Raw genomic sequence first — 18,913 nt, 5'->3', positions numbered from 1 at the left:
CCCAACCGATTGATTAAGAAGTCTTTTAGAGCATACAACACCTGCGGCGAGTTTGTAGGCTTCCCAATACTGATTGGCAATGTGTTCTGGGTGCTCTTGGGCAATTTCAGCAAATAGAGTATCTACTGGATTTTGTTTACCCTCGTCTTCTTCGCTGGCCTGCGCGTTGCGGAGCAGGAACATCACTGTTGCGAAATTCTGATCTTCCGGATCACACTCCAGATAGATAAACAGCACCAGAGCCGTTACGAGCGTTTCTTCGGCGCGCTCCCAAAATGGGTCGCTGCTGTGCGAGCCTTTCGGCGTGGTCGCACGAAACAGCAGCGTTACAAGCTGCACACAGTCTACCTCGGAACGTAGATAGCGGAACGGATTGTACATATTACCGCAGCGGCGTTCGCCTTCTTTGAGATTAAACACCTTGATGTCGTAACCCTCGTGGAGCAGGAACTCTGCACAGTCGCGCAGCAACTCACCCTTCGGGTCACAGATAATATACGAGCAGTTTGCCTGCAAGATCTCCGGTTTCGACACCGAACGGCTCTTACCTGTACCGGAACCGCCGATAACCATCATATTGAGGTTGCGTTGGTGCCGGAATACATCAAGGCCAATGCGTGTATGCATGGTCAGCGGTATGTTCTGGTCTACATGAACCGCAAGCGCTTTCTGTTCTTTGCGGCGCTGGCGTTCTTCTTCTGTTAGCTTTCCGGTGATAAATTCTGCACATAAAGCGAAGAAACTCGCTATGCGATGAAGCGTTTGTTTTACTTCGACCGTAAATTTATCGTGATACCGGTACTTGCTGTCTATCTGCTTGGCGTTGCCCCATTCGGCAGAGCCGTATTCTTCGCCCGGGCGGCGCTTGCGCTGACTGTCCCGGTAGAGCATGATGCACAGCGCATAAGCAGCAAGTGCGATCAGTATGGCTTTCAAGCTGTACTGGTTAAAGGAAAAATGCCAGGGCTGTTCTATTGCTGTGCCGAAAGCGTTTATCCAGTCAATCAGCGTTCGTCCCGGCGCAGCGCAGCTGCCGCCGATCAATCCGAGCCAGATAACCGGCAGAGCGAACACCACCAGAGTGGTGGTGCTCGCTGCCGAACCTCTTTTGTCCGGTCGCATAGGTGTTACCTCTGGTTGCCGGACGCGATCAGAATATCGTTATACGCCCAGAAGTTCATCGGAACATCGGTGTAGCGGATACCGCTTACATCGGTGGACGAGAGCGTGCGTCCCATCGTGCGGTTGACTACTGCCGCAGCTTCAGCGCGCGTGATATAGTCATACGGACGGAATGTGCCAGACGGATCACCGCGCACCCAACCGCGATCCGAGCAGTAAGCGATCGCCGCAGCGTTCGGCGCGGTGGAATACACATCGGTAAAGCGATTGGAGCCGTTATAGTCCGAAGTGGTATCCAGACGGTAGATCATTTCAACGAAATCCGCGCGCGTGATCGCCGCATTGGGATTAAAATAAGTGCTGCTGTCTACAATGCCGCCGTATACGAACGCAGACAGTGCATTAGAGTAGTAGCTGTTTACCTGCACATCGGAGAAACCGCTGCTGTTGGTATACTTGCTGCCGCTTGCGTTTGTCATGCGTGCAAGGAGCTGTACGGCTTCGGCGCGCGTGAGGTTCTGCTTCGGATGAAACCGCGAGTTATAACCAACAAAGAACGGCGTTTTAACCGAACGGTCAATGTAAATCTTGCCGTTTGCACCATTACCGGTGGTCGGCTTGACCACAGAACTTGATTTCACAGCGGTCGCGGAGATCGTGACATTGTTCTTGATGCTGTCCACATAAACTGTCACATTGCCGTTTGAATTGCGCGTCATGTTGTAATCCACGCCGTTTACGCGGATATAAGACGCACCTGCCGATACGGTGTTGGACTTCGTGCCGATCTTGAGTGTAATATCATCGACCGCATAGCCGGAGGACGGTTTAACCGTAAAAGCAACATCCTTGCCGTCGCGCACTGACGAGCCGGAAATATCCTTGCTGATCGTGAGGTGCGACGCCGACTTGATGGTAATGCTGTGGCTGGTGTCAATACGCTTTGCCGTAGCCGACACAGACACCGGCTTGTCTACATCGTTCACATACAGATGCAGCACGCCGTCGCTGTCGGTTTCCATCTTGCAGGTCTTGCCCGCAACGCGGATAGAGGTCGCATCTGCATCTACGGTGCGGCTGCTATCATCCAACCGGAGAGTTACCTCGTCCAGCTCGTAGCGGTCATCATCGGTGACATAGATTTCGAACTCAATGTCTGTGCCGTTGTCTACGGTGCTGCCGCAGTCCTTGCGGATACGAACGCCGGAGCCTGCCGAAGTGTCAACGGTGAGGTGGTCGGTGTCGTAGCTGCTCTCGGCGCTGACGGTGATATTGCTCTGGAGGTCGGTCAGATAAACAGTGCAGCCGTCGCTGTTGCCGGATACGCGATAGGCGTTCGTACCGACAAAGACGGTATTGGTGTTCGGCGTGGAGTATGCCGTCTTGCCGTCTGCCGAAAGTGTCAGAGCATCGACCGTATAGCCGCGTTTTGCGGAGAAAGACACATTATAGTTGCTGCCTTTCTTCACGATGTCACGCGAAATATCGCTGCTCAGGCCGCGACCGGTGCGGACAGTGATAAGCACTTCATCATTGTCCGGCTGGCGTTCTGCGGTTTTCAGTTCAATCGTGGTCGCAGAGGTAACGCCGCCGGAATAGACCGCCAGTACGCCTGCTGCATCCACGCGGAACCGGAACCCGTTCGAGGTCACATCACAGCCTTTGGAGAGCTGTACCGTAGACTTGCTGCCGCCAATCGTCAAGTCCGCGCTCACGATGCTGTACAGACGGTCAGGCGTTGCCGTCATGCTGTACGCATCGCCCTTATTGAGCGTAGTCGTGGCAGCGGATACGGTCGCGCCGGTCTGCGAGGTAGCTGTGACTGCAAACGCGGTGCTTACCGCTTCGGCAGACAGCGTAACATCGTCCGATGCTGCCGGAATATCGACGGTCGCGCGGATCACGCTTTCGCCGCCTGCATCCGTCCTGGACTGATAATGGACAGGATAAGTAACACCGTTGAGCTTCAGATCGCCGTCAAGATGTACGACATTGGCGCGGTCAGTATACTTACCGTCCGAGATGATAAGCGTAGACAGATCGTAGCCGTCCAGCGGCGAGAAATCAAAGCTCTGGCTGCTGTCAGACACCGGGATGATATGCCGCCCCACAGAGGACACCGAGTAACCGGTGCCGTTCTGTGTGGTGACGATACGATCCGTTTTCGGCGTGTCCGCCGCAAAAGCGGCAGGACACAGGGCGAGCGATGCGGCAAGCGCCGCACAGATCAATCGTCTGATTTTCATATTCTTTCTCCTCTCTTTTCCTTACCAGCCGGTAGTCGGCAGGGTCGGCTTTTTATAAGTCGGTGCGCGGTAGATGGTGGTAGTCCATGCGTCATTGGACATGATCCACTGCTGGCTGTCATTCAGACCGCCAACATCTGCCTTATTAACAAACGAACTGCCGGAAGCCGACTTGCGAACCGTACCGTAAATATAGGCGTTATCCACCATACGGAAGCCGGACGGCACCGTACCAAAAATAAACATAATCTGCGTTACCGCTTCACCGGATTTCAGACCGAGTGCGGTCGGCGTTGCTTGCAGTACGCGGTTGACAGACGGGTCAAGGTTATCTGCCAGCGTGCGCGGTGTCTGATTGAAGTTGGTCTTATAAACCACCTTATAGGGGATACGGGTGTTATAAGTGCCGGTTACGATCTTATCCAGCTGTACCGCCTGATACGGCAGATTGTCGCGCCAGTAGAAGCTGTTCAGACGGATTGTGGAGTTATTCGCTACGCGCGAGATCGTCCACTTAATTGGCATACCCGGCGTTACCTGCTTCGGACCGGACTTGCCGATTACAACATTGGTGTAAACGCTCTCGTCCAGAACCTCCAGACGGACGATCTGGCTTGCAAACTCGATTTCCGCTTCAAAGGTTTCACCGGATACACCGTAATAGTTCGGTGCCTTGGTTTCTTTGATGGTGTAACGACCCAGCGGCAGTAGCTTGGAGATTGCAAGGCCGCGCTCGTTGGAAACCACAGTGTCTACAACATTCTGTGCCTTGTCGTAGATCTCAAAGGTTGCGCCCTGCAGGAGCGTACCTGCGGGCAGACCATTGATACTGTTGTAGTCCTTGGACTTCTTCGTAATCTGGATCTGACCATACTGTGCGGTATTCTCCCATATGATTTCAGTCGTCTCACCCTTCTTGACGCGGAAGGTGCGCTCCTGTGTATCGCGGATATATCCCGGTGCGGCCTGAATTTCTTCGGCATAATACTTGCCTTCTTCCAGATCATTTTCCAACTCGATATAGCCATCGCTGTCGGTTGTATACTCGCCAACGATGTTCTTATTCTTGTCTTTAATCAGGAAACGCACGCCCGGAATGGGGTCTTTCGTCACGCTGTCAATCTTCTTAATGCGGATGCTGGACATCTTGGCATTTTCAAATTCCACTGTGGCCAGTTCACCAGCCTTTACAATAACATTCTTCGGATTTGTGTCGATACGGTAGCCATTGGGAGCCTTGATCTCGGTTACGACATAGATGCCGTCCTCCAGACCGGAAATGTTGACCAGACCGGCAGAATTGGAGGTATACTCACCGATGCGCTCACCGGACACCTTCTCAACCTTGAATTTCGCGCCTGCGAGTGCTTCACCGGTTCCCTTGACTACCTTGCGGATCTGCAGGCCATACGCCTTTTTGTTGGTAAAGGTCAGCTCATAGGACTGACCGGCCTTGACCTCAATGGTCTTGGGGGTGTCCTGCAAGATATAGCCGGTCGGCGCGGCGATCTCGGTCACTACCAGCGAGCAATCCGGCAGGCCAGTAAGCGTGATTGTGCCGTTTACATCGGTATCTGCTTCCTTAACCAGTTCACCATTCGACTTAGTAATCTTAAACTTCGCGTTCTTGAGCGGCTGACGGGTTTCCTCGTCGATTTTCTTGATGGTAAGACCGGACTGCTTCGTATTGGTGAAGGTGACTTCATAGGTCTGACCCTTGCGGAGCTGTACCGTTTTCGGCGTTTCGTCGATCACATACCCGGACGGGGCCTTAACTTCGGTGATGATAAATACGCCAGTATCCAGTTCGGGGATATGAACAACACCGTCCACATCGCTTACAACATTCTCGCGGACAACGCTGCCATCGCCACGCGTGATCTTGAACGATGCACCCGCCAGCGGCTTGCTGGTCTGTGCATCAACCTTTTTTACGAGCAGACCGGGTTTCTTCGTGTTCTCGAGGGTAAGCGTGTAAGTCTTGCCCTGTTCCAGAGATACCGGGTGCGGGGTCTTGTCGATGATGTAGCCGCCGGGGGCCGTTACCTCCGTTACGATATAATCTGCGGCATCCAGTCCCTCAACGAAGGCAGTACCGTCCTCGCCGGTCGTGATGTCCTCACGAACAACATCGCCGTTCGCGCGGGTCAGCTTGAACACAGCACCCGGCAGCGGCTTCTTCGTTTCTGCATCGATCTTGGTGATCGACAGACCAGGCTTCTTAGTATTCTCGATGGTGATAGAAGTTGCCTTGTCGGTGGTATGCTCGATTTCGTAAGGCTTATCGTTCAGGATATATTCCTTTAAAGTAGCAGTTTCCTGTACTTTGTAGGTGCCTGCCGGAGCCTTTTCGATAACGATCTTGCCATTCTCGTCGGTGGTGTAATCGCCGAGCAGAACGCCATCGCGCCAAATCTTAAACTGTACGCCTGCCAGCGGCTGCTTGGTCTGGCTGTCCACTTTAATGACCTCGAACTTCTTCTGAACGGTATTATCTACGATAATATCCACATTGCCGTCCGTCGTATGCTCGATGGTGACCGGTTCCTTATTCAGCACATAACCCGCCAACGTGTGATACTCCTTGAAGGTGTAAGTGCCGCTGTCGGCGTAGGAGATCGTGAACTTGCCGTCCGCGCCGGTGGTAAAGTAGCCGATGCTCTTGCCGTCCTTAAAGCCTTGGAAAACAACGCCCTGCAACGGCTTGCCGGTATCCTTGTCGATCTTGGTGACGGTAATATCCTTCTTCATTACATTGGGGATGGTAAAGAAAGTCGGATACTCGGAATTATTTTCGATGGTGAATACCTTTTCATTCAGCACATACTTCGGGTCGGTAATGACCTCCTGCGCCTGATAAGTGCCAGGCTCTGCATACGGGAGCCAGATACGGCCATCTGCGCCGGTGGTGTAGTTGCCGAGCAGCTTGCCGTCCTTGTAGATGGCAAAGGTGACACCCTCAATCGGCTTGTGAGTTTCGCTGTCGATTTTCAGAATACCGAAATGCTTCTTGATGGTATTGGCAAAGGTAAGGGTCGGGATTTCGGCCTGATCCTTTACCAGTTCGACCGTCTGCTCGCCGGCGTCCATGTTATAGTGCTCGGTATCGCCGCCGGTTTCCTTGATACGGTAAGTGCCCGGCTGGAGGTTTTCAACCATTGCTTCGCCGTTCTGGTTGGTCGTTACCGTCGTGAGGTGAGCATCGTTGTAGTAAACATCAAACTTCCAGCCGGACAGCGGAACCTTGGTTTCCTTGTCGATTTTCACAATGCGAATAGACAGCTTCTTGGTGTTCGCAATGTTGACCTCGCGGATGAGCTGCGTCGGGTCGGCCGTCGGGTCGATGTAGACTTCGTGCACCTGCTCGTCGCGGAGATAACCCTGCGGCGGTTCGGTTTCGACTACCTGATAAAATCCCTTGGGCAAATCGTACAGACCGGCATTGCCGTTTACATCGGTCTTTACGGTTGCAAGCACCTGACCGTCGCGGCGCACCTCGAAAGTCGCTCCGGCAAGCGGCATCTTGGTGTCCTTATCGTACTTGTAGATTTTAATGCCCGGTCGCGGAGCGTCCTTGAACGACAGCTCAATGTCCTTGCTGTTGTCCCACGCAAAGGTCTGAATGTCCGAACCATCGGTAGCGTATCCCTCCGGTGCAGCAACCTCGTACACCTCAAAGGAACCGTTAGGCAGGTCGCGTCCCTGAATGGTGAACTCGCCCAGAGCATCAGTGGTGTAGGTGTGCTTGAAGTTGTTGTCGATACCGCGAACCTCAAAGGTTGCGCCCATCAGGTTGCGACCATCGGCGGACGAAATCTTGTGAACCTTAAAGGTGTGATCGTCCGAGTTGGCGAGCTTCAGCTCGACCGTCTGACCGCCCTTGGTGCCGGTCTGTACGGTTTTAGCCGGGAGCAGGGTGTAACCCTCCGGTGCTGCGGTTTCCTTAACGGTTACGGTGGTGTTCAGCGGCAGGTTCTCAAAGTTTGCTTCACCGTTGCTGTCGGTATCTTTGCTTTTGGTCTGAACTTCTCCAGCATCGGTATAGGTAATCTGGAAAGTACAGCCCTCCAGCGGTGCACCGTCCTTATCGGTTTTCAACACTTTAAGTCTTGCTTTTTCTTGGAAGGTGGCAGTACTGAACGCCAACTTATTGCTGGCCAGCTTGACCGCAGGCTCAACCAAAATGACAGGCTGAATACCAGAGCTGTTGGTCGATGCAATATAGACATTGTAACGGTCAACATTCATGCTGGTTAAGAAAGAAGTGGTCAGCTTCGTGCCTGCTGCGTCCATCTGCTCGGCAGTGGCTTTGGGAATACAGAACAGGAAAGTCTGACCATAAGCCATATCATTACCGTTCTTATACAGCGTTTTATCGCTGTGTACCTTGTTCAGCGTCAGCAGACCGTCACTGCCGTTCTTGTTGCCGTCCTCGTCCATGATAAACGCGCCAGACGGAAGATTCGATGCACGCACAAAGATACGATTGCTGCGAACGAAAGTCGCAGAAGCCGCAGCCATCGGCAGAACGAGATAATCTGTACCATCAATCGACTTTTCGGCAAATACACCGGACTTCGCAATACCGTTCGGCAGATCGACCGAGCCGGTCTTTGCATTGGCTGCATTGTAGGTTGCACTGCCAGGCGTATAATTGATTGTGTTGCCGACCCATGGAGCATGACCCTTGCCGCTGCTGCCCCAAACGCTATCAAATGTATTGCCGTATTTCAGCATTTCAGTAGCAGCATACAGTGTAAGCGCTTCCGAAGTAGTGGACGCACTCAGCGTCTTGCCGGACGAACGGTAGCCGAGCGAGGTGGAACTGGGATAGGTGATACCGAACTTGCTGTTAGCCGCGATCTGTGCATCACCCAACGCACACCAGATAGCAGCCTGCGAAGCAGAAAAATACATATCTGCGGTAAAGTTACCGGCGTTGAGCACCTTGGAACCGCTGATAAAGGTGTTCAGTGTGTTACGACTATCGGACTTGACAACAACGCCGTACACACGCATATCCTTGACCTGCCCGGTTACGGTGTACGGCTTGCCGCCTGTACCGGGATTGCCCTTGGCGTGATCTGCGCAGTATGCGCGGATTTCCGTACCGTCTGATGCTTTGGTGAACATCGGCCATACATTACGCGGTGCACCATTCTGCTGGAACCACGCCTTGCTGACGCCCTTGTCCGCCACATTGTAGGTTTCACCGACCTTGATCTCAATGGCCGATGCCTTGTTATCTTCTTCAGCAGCGAATGCGGTAGGCACACTGACCGCCATGCTGCTGCAAAGCGTTACCGCAGACAACACGCCTGCCAAGGTACGCTTCAAGAAGTTTTTTCTCATTTTTTCATCTCCTTCTGCAAATAAAAAAGAGATTAGGAAAGGAAATCCTAATCTCTTAGTCGTTATGATTCTGTTACTTCATGAACTCCTGTGCGCAATAAACATCGCCATTACCAGATACTGCGAAGCCAATTCCGACACGATTATATTCGGGGTTAAGCATGGTTCTACGATGACCTTCTGAATTATAAAAACCTGTCATGCAAGAAGTGACCGGATCGGAAAAATTCGTTGTGCCAATGTTCTCGCCACTGTCAATATCATCAGCAGAAATTCCGACCAACTTAGCATAGGCTGTATTATCGCTCCATACAGAATGTCTAAATTCGGTAGTAAGATGCTTTGCCCAATACTGTGCCCACTGCATCAAGTTTTTATCTTGCACCAGTGCCGGAGCACCGACTTTAGCGCGTTCCTCGTTGATACGCACAATCATTTCCTGCTCCCACTGACGGAGCATCGCATCGGTAACGGTCGCACCGGTCGAGGTTTGGTTATCAGATACGCTCGTATCGTCCTTGACGGTTTCGCCGTTAGCTTTGCGGAGCTGCTTTGCCCAATACAGGCTGACCGGCTTATCGTCGAACGAGATCGCATCAACCGGCGCGCCGGTCATGCTCTCCAGCGCGGAGATCACATCAGCGGTGGTGGCGTTAGCCTTGCCGGTAATGGTCGTGCCATACTTCGCAGCGATAGCAAGCAGCTTGGCCTTGTCGCTGTGGTTCTGGATCATTTCCTCGTTAAACTCGTCCATGGTGCTGTTCCACTTGGTAATGGCAGCGGCCGTAGGCGTGGAGGGTGTCGGCTTGACTTCCTCAACATAAGTACCGTTCGGGTCAATGATGACCGCCTTGGTAGCCATGTTAAAGGATACACCGAAATTGATGGTCTTGCCAATGTCGCGCAGCTTGACATAGTTGTTGCCCTTGATTTTGTAGGCTGTCATGCTTACATCCTTGCCGTCCACAGTGATACGCTGGTCGGTCGGCTTGGCGGTCGCGCCGGTTACGGCAGTGTCTGCAATTCCGGTCAGCTCCGGTGCAGTGCGCGTAGTGCTGATCTCGACAGTGCGCGTGTCCTCGTTCCAGTCCACGCCAAAGCCTGCCAGTTTACCAACATCGCGCAGCTTAAAATAGTTGTTGTCGTTGATGTTGTATCCGGTCGGGTACACGCGGGTAGAGCCAACATAAACAGCCTGTCCCTTGGTTCGGGTCGGCACAGCGGTTAATGCGTTTGCTGCACCTGCGGTCGGTAGCGATGCCGCGATTACCGCCGCAGCAATAGCAGTTACGAAAATCCTCTTGGTCATGGTCAGAACCTCCTCTTTAATGGTTATCGGTTGTCAAGGCGGCGCTTGATAGTGCGAATCAGCGTTACAATCCACGACACGATCACCAACACAATAAGCGCAATTTCAATTCTGTTGGACAGAACATGATGTGCTGCTTCCCATTCATGAAAGTGAATATCAACAATCAGTGAATAAATCACCGGAATGATAAAGCGTGTTTTGATGAGCAGCAGGATCAAATGCGGGATCAGGAGCAGAAGTCCAAATCCACCGAGCATTATAGTATCTACTGCTTCAACCTCCGGTGCTCTCCATCGTACATACCTCATATAATCCGCCTCCTTCGATTTGTGATATGCTATATTTCTTCAACTATATCATATCATAATTTCCATTATTTGTCAAGTGTTATTGACGAGGTTTTTCATATTTTTATAATAGCACATGGTATGTCCAATATAGCGGACTTTCTCGCTGCCGAGGTTACTTTGTTAGGTAGCCGCTTAAATTGCCATCGCCTGTACGCACCAGCGCTGGCTGGGCACATCACGCACGCAGGTAATCAGTGTGATGATGTTCGCATCGGACGGGTCAAGTACGCTTGTATCGGTCTTGGCAATCTTACGAACGCTGTATACCTTGTAGGTGCGCGTGCCGAAAATGGTAGTATAGGAGATTGTATCACCATTTTTCAGCGTGTGGATATTGCCGAAGTAGCCGTAGCTGCCGCGATTGTGACCGCACATTGCGACATTGCCGTCCCAGCCGCTTGTACCCTCAAAGTGTGCCGCACCGAGCCGCATATTGGCAATGGTTTCGCCGTCGTATACCTTTTTGTTTACACCGATGGACGGAATAGACAGCTTTCCGATACTGCCGTCCGAATACTTCATACCGGAGGTAGAAGTATAACCGGAGCCGTAGGCTGCATCTGCGCCGCCGCCTGTATAGCCGCCGAGAGAGTCGGTTTCCGATACAGCTCCCGTACCGGTGCTGATCTCATAGATCGGCGCGCTGGATACGGTCGTATTCTCCGCATCCGGCGGCATGATGATCTCGCCGCCGCCCGACATTGCACCATTCGAGGTGACAGTCTGACCGAAATTCGCCTGCGTGGAGTGCGGGAACATCGGCTCAACGCCCGAAATATCCGGCGTAAGCAGCTCACCTGTGCCGAGAATATCCGCCTGCGGCGAGCCGAATTCCGGCGGGATAAATGCGCTGTTCTTGGAAATATCGCGGTTGACACTATCCGCACCAATCGTCGTTACCGGGTCAATCGAGGTGGACTTGCCAAAGTTACCAGCCGATGCACCCGAAAAATTGTAGGTCAGGTTAGAGGCGAATGCCGGGGTACTCGCCATCATCGTCAGCGCCATCGCGCTGGACAGGAGCGTCCTGCTGAGAGAACTCCGGCTCCACATCTTCCAGACCGGCGTAATCCTCGGTTTCGTCCACTGCATCGGCGCTTTCAGCAGCGATTTCATCGCTGTTGCCGTACTGTTTTTCTTCTGCGGGAGCTGCGAGTGCGGGGATACTGTGCTTGCCGCCCTTGCGTTTCCGGCGGTTTCGGATTGCGGCTTTGACTTTTTCAAGCGGTCCGAAAATCTGCTGGCGCTCACGCTCCTTTTCTTCCTCTGCTTGTCTTTCACTTTTTATCCTCTCCGTTTCATTGTTGATTTTCTCGCGGACAGCCTGCGCGCCCATCTGCATCTGCCGCATCATGCGGCGGCACATCGGGGGCCGGAACGCAAACAGGAGCATCAAGATACCAAAGATGGCACACAGCACCCAACTGAGCAACGGCGCTTTGCGTTCATCGTTCTGGTTGTCCTGCTGCTCCGGGTCGATCAGACCGGTTAAGTCCGGCGGATCTTCCTCGTGTCCCTGTTCTTCCTCCGGGATTGCCGGAATTTCTTCAATCGGTGTGCCGTTGTAAACCGCAATGTAGCGCACACCTTCGTTGTTCCGGCGAGATACCTCACCGGCATAGGTAGCTGTAACTGTATAGCCGGTCGTGCGGCTGGAGGTCGCGGTACCGGTATAGTTTACAACAGCGGTGTAAGTGGTCTGAACTGTTCCGAAGTTATCCGCTTCGTCGTTTGCTTCTTTCCACTCCACATCGGCAAAGCGCAGGGTATGTCCGTTTTCCGTAATGCTCTTTGGGATGCTCTCCATATCCATTTCGGTCATACCGGGGTATTCACGAGTAGCGCTCAAATCGTTTGATACGCTCTCCGTACCTGCAACCTTAGTGGAGATGCTGGAAATATCGAGATAGGCTGTGCCGGTATAACCGTCTGTTGTGCTGACGGATTTGCTTTTCGGCAGCAACGACAGCACATCATTGGTGTTATTGCTGCTGGAGCTGACCGTCACCGTTTCCGAATGAACCTTGCGATCCATCTCTGGCAGTTCGATTTTCAGAAGATCCTCAAAAGTGTACTTAAAGCCGCCACGCTCAAAATCCGCTTGCGGGATTTTATCCGGCGAGGTGGTTTTGCCCACATCGTAGATCTTCTTCAGCTGCAAGCCGTCCGAGCTTGTCTGCACATCGCTGGGCAGCAGCTCTCCGGTGGCCGCATCGGTGTTGGCTGTCTGGTTGGTCGCTGTAACCGCCGTCCCTACGGTGCTCTGGGTTGCAGTTCCGGTCGCTGCCGGTGCTTCTGCCGCCAGCGCTCCGGCCTGCATTGCGCACGCCGCTGCCAGCAGGGTGGCGGTCGCGCAAAATTTTTTGATCTTCACTTTCTCACTCCTCATTTATTTTGTCAGATCGTTGATAGAATGTTTCGGCTGATACTGTTTATCCTTGGTATGCTGCGGCGTATGTGTGGCACGCGCTTTAATATCCGCAACGCGCTGCCGGATAGATACCTTTCCTTTACCGCTCGGCTTCGGGGCCGCAGCCTTTCTTTCCTCAGATCTATCCTCCGACTTGGACTGCTCCGCTTTGTCCGTTTCCTGCATCTGTTCTGGCGGCGTCAGCAAATGCTTCAATTCATCTGTGACCGCAATAAGTGCTGCCTGGCACTCATGAACATTGCCGCCGTTTGCCAGCACACCTCTCAGAGCGGTAAGTCGCATCAGCATCATATTTGCCTGATCTTGCGTGATACCATTATTCATAGTTTGAATAGGATTGATCGTCGGACTGTTCTTCGTCATCGCCGTAGTCATTGTTGATGCCAGTTCGCGCGCCATTGTATTTTCGGATTTCTGCGACACGCTGGCGAACGGACTGGCGTTCTGTTTTTTTTCGTCGATACCCGGCAAAATCTCGATACCTGCGTCCTTGCGAATCTTATTTGCAAGCTCTGCATCTTCGGTCTTGATGACAACATTTGTAGTCGCTGGGTTCTGCGGGTCAGGGATATAGCCGCAGGCTAATTTGTGCTTCTTTGCCAGTTCGGCAAACTTCGTCAAACTGTCTGTGTTAATAGGAAATGCTGTGATCTGTTTGCCTTGCTCCAGCATTTTTGCCACATTGGTTCTTCCACCCATGTGGACTTCATTTCTCACAGCCGCGATCAGCAGCATTGCGAGGTTTACTGCTCCGGTTGCCGCGAGTTTGACTGCGGATTCGGTCAGCATGATCTCCATGCGCAGCACTCGTTCCGCCGCTTCTGCTTCTACCGACATTTGGTTTCACTTCCTTACTATGTTCATCTTCATTTCTTTCAATACGCTGCCACTCAGTGTTTGCTGCTTCCAGCCGTTCCTCCATGGCGGGCGCGTTTTCTAAAACCGTCTTACAGGTGCGCTGCTTTTTTCGCAGCACACGCAGTTCTTCGGTCAATCCTTTGGTCTGCGCTTTGAGCGTCTGCTTATCAGCATCCGGCTTTCGACATTCTGCATACAGATGTTTTCTCCTGTCTGTCAAAACATAAATTTCATTCGATAGCGCTTCTTCGTACAGGTTCACATCTGCTTTCGTGTTCAGTCGATTATCACGCAAGAAATAATACTGCTGCGAATATCGCTCCAGTTTCTTTAACTCATCGAGCATTACGCCGCGGACTGCGCGCGGTGCTTTGCGCGCGCGCACCTTACTAAGCATATAAACATAGCGCCAGTACAAGGCACGAATGCCGCGCAGCGTAAGCCGCCGATGCGGAATGATTGTCCATGGCAGCGCGTAATATTTCTTTCGGTGTTTTCTCTGCTGATAGACTTGCTGAAAGGCTCTCCGGTTTGCCGCAACTTCGCTTTTGTCGGCGGCTTCCAGCCGCTTCACAAGTTCGCGCGGTGTGTATTCCTCACCGAGCGATTTCATACGAATAAAACGCTTACCGTTCGGCGGGCGAATGGCAGCGTACTTGCGCTTTTCATTGAACTTGATTTCGTAGCCGCGCAGCCTAAGCAGTTCCCAAAAATTATTGAGCGAATGTGACTGCTTGAGTACGACATCAATGTCACGCCGGATCTCATTTCGGATTGTTGGGCGGTACTCCTGTTCGGCTTTCCATTCCGCATAGTGCTTGGCCTTGCGGGTCTTGGGTTCGTCGATAACCGACAGGTGATGCGCTCGGCAAATCTCATCAGAGATTTCCCTCAGCTTGTAGAAACTTGCCGGTGTGGATTGGAACTTGTGACCGTCCACGAACGACACTGAATTGAGAATTATGTGGTTGTGTATATGCGCATGATCTGTGTGAGTGCCTATCACAACTTCAAAATCTTCTGCGAAGCATCGCTCGATAAATTCGCACCCAACTTGGTGCGCTTCTTCCGGCGTGACTTCACCCGGCTTGAACGACTGAATATAATGGTATCCGAGGACTTTATCCGTTTTCTTTTCGTGCTGCTTGGTTTCCATCATCTGCTGATAGGCTTCATCGCACGCGCAAGTGAAACCGGAAGTCAGCGTGTCCTTAATTCCGAAGAAACTGTGAAAACCTTTACACTCTGTTTTCTCTTGGTTCATTACATAATCAATACGATGCCGCAGCTGCTCTCGGATAACATGAATTTGCAAAACCGCCATTAGTTCAACCTCTCAAGCTGCTGCTCGATCTTCTCCTGCGCTTCGGAAATTTGACGCAAAGTTTCGAGCGATACCTTGCCGGAAATGTGTGCAAGGCGCGTGATCTGATTAACATTACGACCAACGCCTTTGACCTGTTTTTGCAGGTCTGCAACAAACGCATTTGGATAGATTTTGATTTCGCCATATACCAGTAATCTGCGAAAATACTCAGCCATCGACAAATTGCTTTCACGCAATTTTCGCCGGAGCAGCATAAGCTCATCATCGTCCAAACGGAACTTTATTTGGTGTACTCGCTTTCTCATTTTAACAATTCCTTGTTCTATGGTCGCTTGGGGGTATTAGGGGGTATCCCCTTAACAAGCCGGGTTTTGGGTACCCAAAACCCTATGCTTGCGGGAACTCTAACCTTTAGCGTGATAAAGTGCTTTCGCGCGTCCCGCGCGAGGGCGAATTTTTTCCGTTTTGCAGTTTAACACAAAGCTGATCATTGAAATCTTTCACTTTGGGAACACAGGTTTGCACTTCAAGATTTTCCGAGAACTGCTGACGCAGCATCGTGAAAATTCTGCGCGCTGCGGTCTGTCCGGCTGCGTCGTTATCGAAACAAAGAACGACCCGCTTAAAAGAAAAAGTATTAAGCGTTCGCTCCAGCGCAGCAGGCAGTTTACTCTCCGATGCCGTCACACCGCCGAGTGCAAGATAGTTGTCTTTCTTCCAATCCAGACCATCAAACTTCCGCAGCGTTGCGATGGAAAGCGCATCAATCGCAGCTTCGCAAACGAACAAGGTTTTGCCGCTGCCGCGCAGAAAAAATCCGTAGCTTTTATCACTGCCGGTTGCTTCCTGCCGAAAGTGTGAAGCGGTGAGCGTACCTCGCAGAAAAGCGTACCTCGCATTGTGGTTTTCGTCCTTGCCAACGAACACAGCATTGTGATGCTGCGCGTCCTCATACAGCAGATCATTCTTGATACAGTGATTGATGATCTCTGCCGCAATGCCGCGCGACCGATGCAGGTATGCAAACACGCGGCGGTTGCCGTTATTCTTTGGCGGCAGGGCGAACGCTGCGCGCTCAGGCGGCTTTGCTTTGTGCTCTGCCTGCGTGGTGGGGATCGTCTTAAAATCTTCACCGGCCAGTGTGCGTACTGCATCCTGAAAACTCATGCCATGAACGGCTTGAAGAAAGCCGATTGCATCGCCGCCGCCCTTGTTCTGTGAGAACCAGTTCCATCGACCATCTGCTGAGATACGCATACTGTCATGAGATTTCAGTGTCCATGACTGACCAATGCGTTTCAGCTCTCCGGGCGGCTCATACTGCTGCAAGAACTGCACAAGGTCAATGCTGCGTGCGCGTTCGATCTGCTCGTCAGTCACGCGGCGGTTCGCGTTCGTTGTCATGCGCATTTCCTCCGTCCTTAGTAGCTGCTGACGGGCGCTCTGCTGCTAACAGGTCAAGCAGTGTCTGCGCATCGTCATAGGTTGGTGCAATCTCACTGATCTTTTCGAGCAGTGCGCGTTCCTGCAACTGTTTGCGCTTCTCGGTAAGCTGCGAGAGCTTCTCCTGATACGCTTTGATTTTGGTCTGCACTTTCAAAATATCAGTTTCGATGCGTTTGATCTGTTCATTGGTACTTGCCATATACAATCCCTCCTTTCTTTGTTTTCTCATGCGTCAGTATTAAGCCGCTGACGCTCGCTGTTATCTTCCCTTTATCCTAACGGAGTTCAACTTCCGGCGCTTGCTTCACAGGAGCGCACCCATGCTGTTCGGTTATCAAGGTACAGCAGAGGATTTTGTAAAAGGGCAAAAAAGTTATGAATTTCGGTTATCGAAAATAGCACCTTAAAATAAAAGCCTCTACTATACTCATATAGAGGGGGGGTTGTAACACTTTTTCGATGATTGTTCACAATTTGTTTACAAAATTTCAGACTTACTAAACACGATGTCTGATAAAATCCGACTTGAGAGCATAGAAAAAAGGTCGAATTGCTTCGACCTTTGAAATATTGATTTTGAACTTTTTTGACCACTTAGAGCCGTTTTCGAGAAAATCGTAAAGTTGATTATTGGACTGGGTGAACCGTGGTTGTGTCCGGTTCATCGCTGCGACCGACCAGCATCGGATGCAGCCAGCGCAGAACGACTTTGCGGCTTTCCGGCTTGGACTTACTGCCAGTCCAAAAGTGGTGCCAGTGTCCGCGACGAGTGTGCGTGCGAATGTGGCCGCTGCGCCGACGAGCAGTGCCGCGCTGCTGTGCTTTGGTGTTTTTCTCCTCGGCCTGCGCTCGGCGCAAGGCCGAGCCGATTGCCAGACCGGTATCATATGACTGCACCTCGCGGAACCTGTCGCGGATCGGTGCGGCAGCCGAACGTGGGCGGTATGTCTGCGCCGGTGTCGATGCTATATCCGCATTAGCGGCGCAGATATATAAGTACAAATTCAGGTATCGCAAAATAGTGGTGCGGTCTAAATTTACCTCATAGCCGTCCGGATGTTTTGCTCGGTTTGCCGCTTTGGTCGTTGCATTGATGCAATCGCCAACCGTCAGGCCATTAAGATATAGCGGCATAGTCAAGGTACTGAAAGTTTTGTACACCACACAAACGTAAAAGACAGGTGTTCCTTTATCCATATCTCGCACGATAAACGGGAAGAAACCGATAATCTCCGGGTCAATAACGCCGGAACAGGAGATAAAAGCACAGCGGTACGGCGGATGCAGCAGTACCTCGATCGGCAGATTATCACTATCGTCCCACTCGTCGGCCTGCTGTACAAGCTCTGCGGCCAGCGTATCATCAAAGGTGTACACGACCTTGTTGCGCCGCCAAAGCGCACAGCAGAAAAGCTCGAACGATGCGTGCGAGATCTCCACGGGCAGAGCACCATTTACAGCGTGTGCCTGTACAATGCTCATAGCTGCATACAGTTCCGCATCCGCAGCCATATTAGAGGGCTGCGTTGCACGGGTTTTATCGGCCAGCTCGTCTAAATCCTCCCAGCAATGCGGAATAAGGTTGCTCCATTGCCGCACCAGCGGCAATGGAGTGTTTTGCTCAGTCAACATATGATTTTCCTCTTTCTTTATGCACGCTGTACGCGCTGCGTGTCGATGGCCTGTACTTCGGCTTCGGTGTAATAATCAGCATCAGCCGGGATCGCAAATTCCAGTACGCCGATGTGATGACTGGTAATCAGCATCGGATACAATTCCTTATCCAGCGCTCGTGCCCACACTTGCGAAACCGGTGCTCCTGCATCTTCGCAAAGCACCTTGCGGCGTACCTCAACAGGCGCACCCGGCAACAGCGGAACGCGGCTGTATACACCGTCTTTCAGCCGCAGCATATTCACACCGGGCACTGACGGGGTTAAAGAGAAAAACTGAAGTTTCATGGTTGCTATCCTCCTTGTAGCTTCTGTTTATATCAGAGGGAGCGGCGGCTCCCTCTGATATACCCGATCTGTCTTGCATCAGTCCCACAGGTGGCGCTTTGTAAATGCCTTTTGTCTGTGGGACGGATCGCGGTCAGACTGCCGTGGCGTTGCCCGGTGATGTCCCAACTATCACTGCGGGAGCTTTTGCCGGGCTGGGCAGGACCGTTCACTCGTCCTCGCTTTCCTCGCCGTAATTATCCGGTACGAGGTCGAGATCGTCGTACCAGAGTTCAACGCCGTTAAGGATGTAATCCGGGTCACACGAGTTTTCGGCTTCGAGGGGCTCTGCACCTACGAGGTCGAGGGCTTCGTCGAGGGTCATGCTGTGGTTGGTAAGGATGTTGGCAATGGTTTCGCCGGTTTCATTACTGATGATTTTCATGGTTTTCCTCCTTGATTCTATGCTGTTGGTTGGTGTTCTGTATCTCTTCTATAACGCCATTTTGGCGTGTTGTCAAGAGAAATT

15 protein-coding genes are annotated in these 18,913 nt (G+C 52.0%); all 15 read right to left on the bottom strand.

Annotation, left to right across the window (positions count from 1 at the left end; translation table 11 throughout):
- Positions 1–1,122, bottom strand: a 1,122-nt coding sequence (locus DW806_RS06285) for a type IV secretory system conjugative DNA transfer family protein (RefSeq protein WP_199677278.1), incomplete at its 3' end; no start/stop codon positions are given.
- 5 nt (positions 1,123–1,127) lie between these two features.
- Positions 1,128–3,368: an S-layer homology domain-containing protein gene (locus tag DW806_RS06280; protein WP_118667841.1), complete on the bottom strand. Its 2,241-nt coding sequence runs from the start codon at positions 3,366–3,368 to the stop codon at positions 1,128–1,130.
- Positions 3,369–3,389: 21 nt separating this feature from the next.
- Positions 3,390–8,720 (bottom strand): SpaA isopeptide-forming pilin-related protein, encoded by a 5,331-nt coding sequence (locus DW806_RS06275; protein ID WP_118729459.1) that lies wholly within the window; start codon positions 8,718–8,720, stop codon positions 3,390–3,392.
- Between the two features lie 73 nt (positions 8,721–8,793).
- Positions 8,794–10,029: a CAP domain-containing protein gene (locus DW806_RS06270; protein ID WP_118667839.1), complete on the bottom strand. Its 1,236-nt coding sequence runs from the start codon at positions 10,027–10,029 to the stop codon at positions 8,794–8,796.
- A gap of 23 nt (positions 10,030–10,052) precedes the next feature.
- Positions 10,053–10,340: a hypothetical protein gene (locus tag DW806_RS06265; protein ID WP_118729458.1), complete on the bottom strand. Its 288-nt coding sequence runs from the start codon at positions 10,338–10,340 to the stop codon at positions 10,053–10,055.
- A gap of 174 nt (positions 10,341–10,514) precedes the next feature.
- Positions 10,515–11,378, bottom strand: coding sequence for a class D sortase (locus DW806_RS06260; RefSeq protein ID WP_242988028.1), 864 nt, complete (start codon positions 11,376–11,378; stop codon positions 10,515–10,517).
- Positions 11,347–12,756 carry a hypothetical protein gene (locus tag DW806_RS06255; protein ID WP_118667837.1) on the bottom strand — a complete coding sequence of 470 codons (1,410 nt, stop codon included), beginning with the start codon at positions 12,754–12,756 and terminating at the stop codon, positions 11,347–11,349. Before DW806_RS06255 ends, DW806_RS06260 begins: the two co-directional genes overlap by 32 nt.
- A gap of 15 nt (positions 12,757–12,771) precedes the next feature.
- Positions 12,772–13,611, bottom strand: a complete 840-nt coding sequence (locus DW806_RS06250; RefSeq protein WP_158576730.1) for a DUF3801 domain-containing protein — start codon at positions 13,609–13,611, stop codon at positions 12,772–12,774.
- Positions 13,520–14,995: a relaxase/mobilization nuclease domain-containing protein gene (locus tag DW806_RS06245; protein WP_118729457.1), complete on the bottom strand. Its 1,476-nt coding sequence runs from the start codon at positions 14,993–14,995 to the stop codon at positions 13,520–13,522. The genes DW806_RS06250 and DW806_RS06245 overlap by 92 nt, the downstream gene beginning before the upstream one ends.
- Entirely contained in the window at positions 14,995–15,303 is a 309-nt protein-coding gene (locus tag DW806_RS06240; protein WP_117488174.1) for a plasmid mobilization protein, read from the bottom strand. Before DW806_RS06240 ends, DW806_RS06245 begins: the two co-directional genes overlap by 1 nt.
- A 106-nt stretch (positions 15,304–15,409) precedes the next feature.
- Positions 15,410–16,402: a DUF3991 and toprim domain-containing protein gene (locus DW806_RS06235; RefSeq protein WP_158576729.1), complete on the bottom strand. Its 993-nt coding sequence runs from the start codon at positions 16,400–16,402 to the stop codon at positions 15,410–15,412.
- The gene (locus tag DW806_RS06230) at positions 16,371–16,643 is read right to left on the bottom strand and encodes a hypothetical protein (protein WP_118667833.1); all 273 of its coding nucleotides are present in this window, start codon (positions 16,641–16,643) and stop codon (positions 16,371–16,373) included. The genes DW806_RS06235 and DW806_RS06230 overlap by 32 nt, the downstream gene beginning before the upstream one ends.
- A gap of 428 nt (positions 16,644–17,071) precedes the next feature.
- Positions 17,072–18,076, bottom strand: a complete 1,005-nt coding sequence (locus DW806_RS06225) for an AcrVA2 family anti-CRISPR protein (protein ID WP_117488170.1) — start codon at positions 18,074–18,076, stop codon at positions 17,072–17,074.
- A gap of 17 nt (positions 18,077–18,093) precedes the next feature.
- Positions 18,094–18,405 carry a hypothetical protein gene (locus DW806_RS06220; protein WP_117488168.1) on the bottom strand — a complete coding sequence of 104 codons (312 nt, stop codon included), beginning with the start codon at positions 18,403–18,405 and terminating at the stop codon, positions 18,094–18,096.
- Positions 18,406–18,613: 208 nt separating this feature from the next.
- Entirely contained in the window at positions 18,614–18,829 is a 216-nt protein-coding gene (locus DW806_RS06215; RefSeq protein WP_116705646.1) for a hypothetical protein, read from the bottom strand.
- Between the last annotated feature and the right edge of the window lie 84 nt (positions 18,830–18,913).

This window comes from Butyricicoccus sp. AM32-19, from assembly GCF_003480365.1.
GTDB lineage: Bacteria > Bacillota > Clostridia > Oscillospirales > Butyricicoccaceae > Agathobaculum > Agathobaculum butyriciproducens.
Note: the sequence above shows the minus strand (reverse complement) of the source record. Positions and strands in the feature narration are given on the sequence as shown.

Bases quoted from the DNA above. Each gene is read 5' to 3' on its own strand.
- DW806_RS06280 (WP_118667841.1), bottom strand. From the start codon at position 3,368: ATGAAAATCAGACGATTGATCTGTGCGGCGCTTGCCGCATCGCTCGCC.
- DW806_RS06275 (WP_118729459.1), bottom strand. From the start codon at position 8,720: ATGAGAAAAAACTTCTTGAAGCGTACCTTGGCAGGCGTGTTGTCTGCG.
- DW806_RS06270 (WP_118667839.1), bottom strand. From the start codon at position 10,029: ATGACCAAGAGGATTTTCGTAACTGCTATTGCTGCGGCGGTAATCGCG.
- DW806_RS06265 (WP_118729458.1), bottom strand. From the start codon at position 10,340: ATGAGGTATGTACGATGGAGAGCACCGGAGGTTGAAGCAGTAGATACT.
- DW806_RS06260 (WP_242988028.1), bottom strand. From the start codon at position 11,378: ATGATGGCGAGTACCCCGGCATTCGCCTCTAACCTGACCTACAATTTT.
- DW806_RS06250 (WP_158576730.1), bottom strand. From the start codon at position 13,611: ATGGAGATCATGCTGACCGAATCCGCAGTCAAACTCGCGGCAACCGGA.
- DW806_RS06245 (WP_118729457.1), bottom strand. From the start codon at position 14,995: ATGGCGGTTTTGCAAATTCATGTTATCCGAGAGCAGCTGCGGCATCGT.
- DW806_RS06240 (WP_117488174.1), bottom strand. From the start codon at position 15,303: ATGAGAAAGCGAGTACACCAAATAAAGTTCCGTTTGGACGATGATGAG.
- DW806_RS06235 (WP_158576729.1), bottom strand. From the start codon at position 16,402: ATGACAACGAACGCGAACCGCCGCGTGACTGACGAGCAGATCGAACGC.
- DW806_RS06230 (WP_118667833.1), bottom strand. From the start codon at position 16,643: ATGGCAAGTACCAATGAACAGATCAAACGCATCGAAACTGATATTTTG.
- DW806_RS06225 (WP_117488170.1), bottom strand. From the start codon at position 18,076: ATGTTGACTGAGCAAAACACTCCATTGCCGCTGGTGCGGCAATGGAGC.
- DW806_RS06220 (WP_117488168.1), bottom strand. From the start codon at position 18,405: ATGAAACTTCAGTTTTTCTCTTTAACCCCGTCAGTGCCCGGTGTGAAT.
- DW806_RS06215 (WP_116705646.1), bottom strand. From the start codon at position 18,829: ATGAAAATCATCAGTAATGAAACCGGCGAAACCATTGCCAACATCCTT.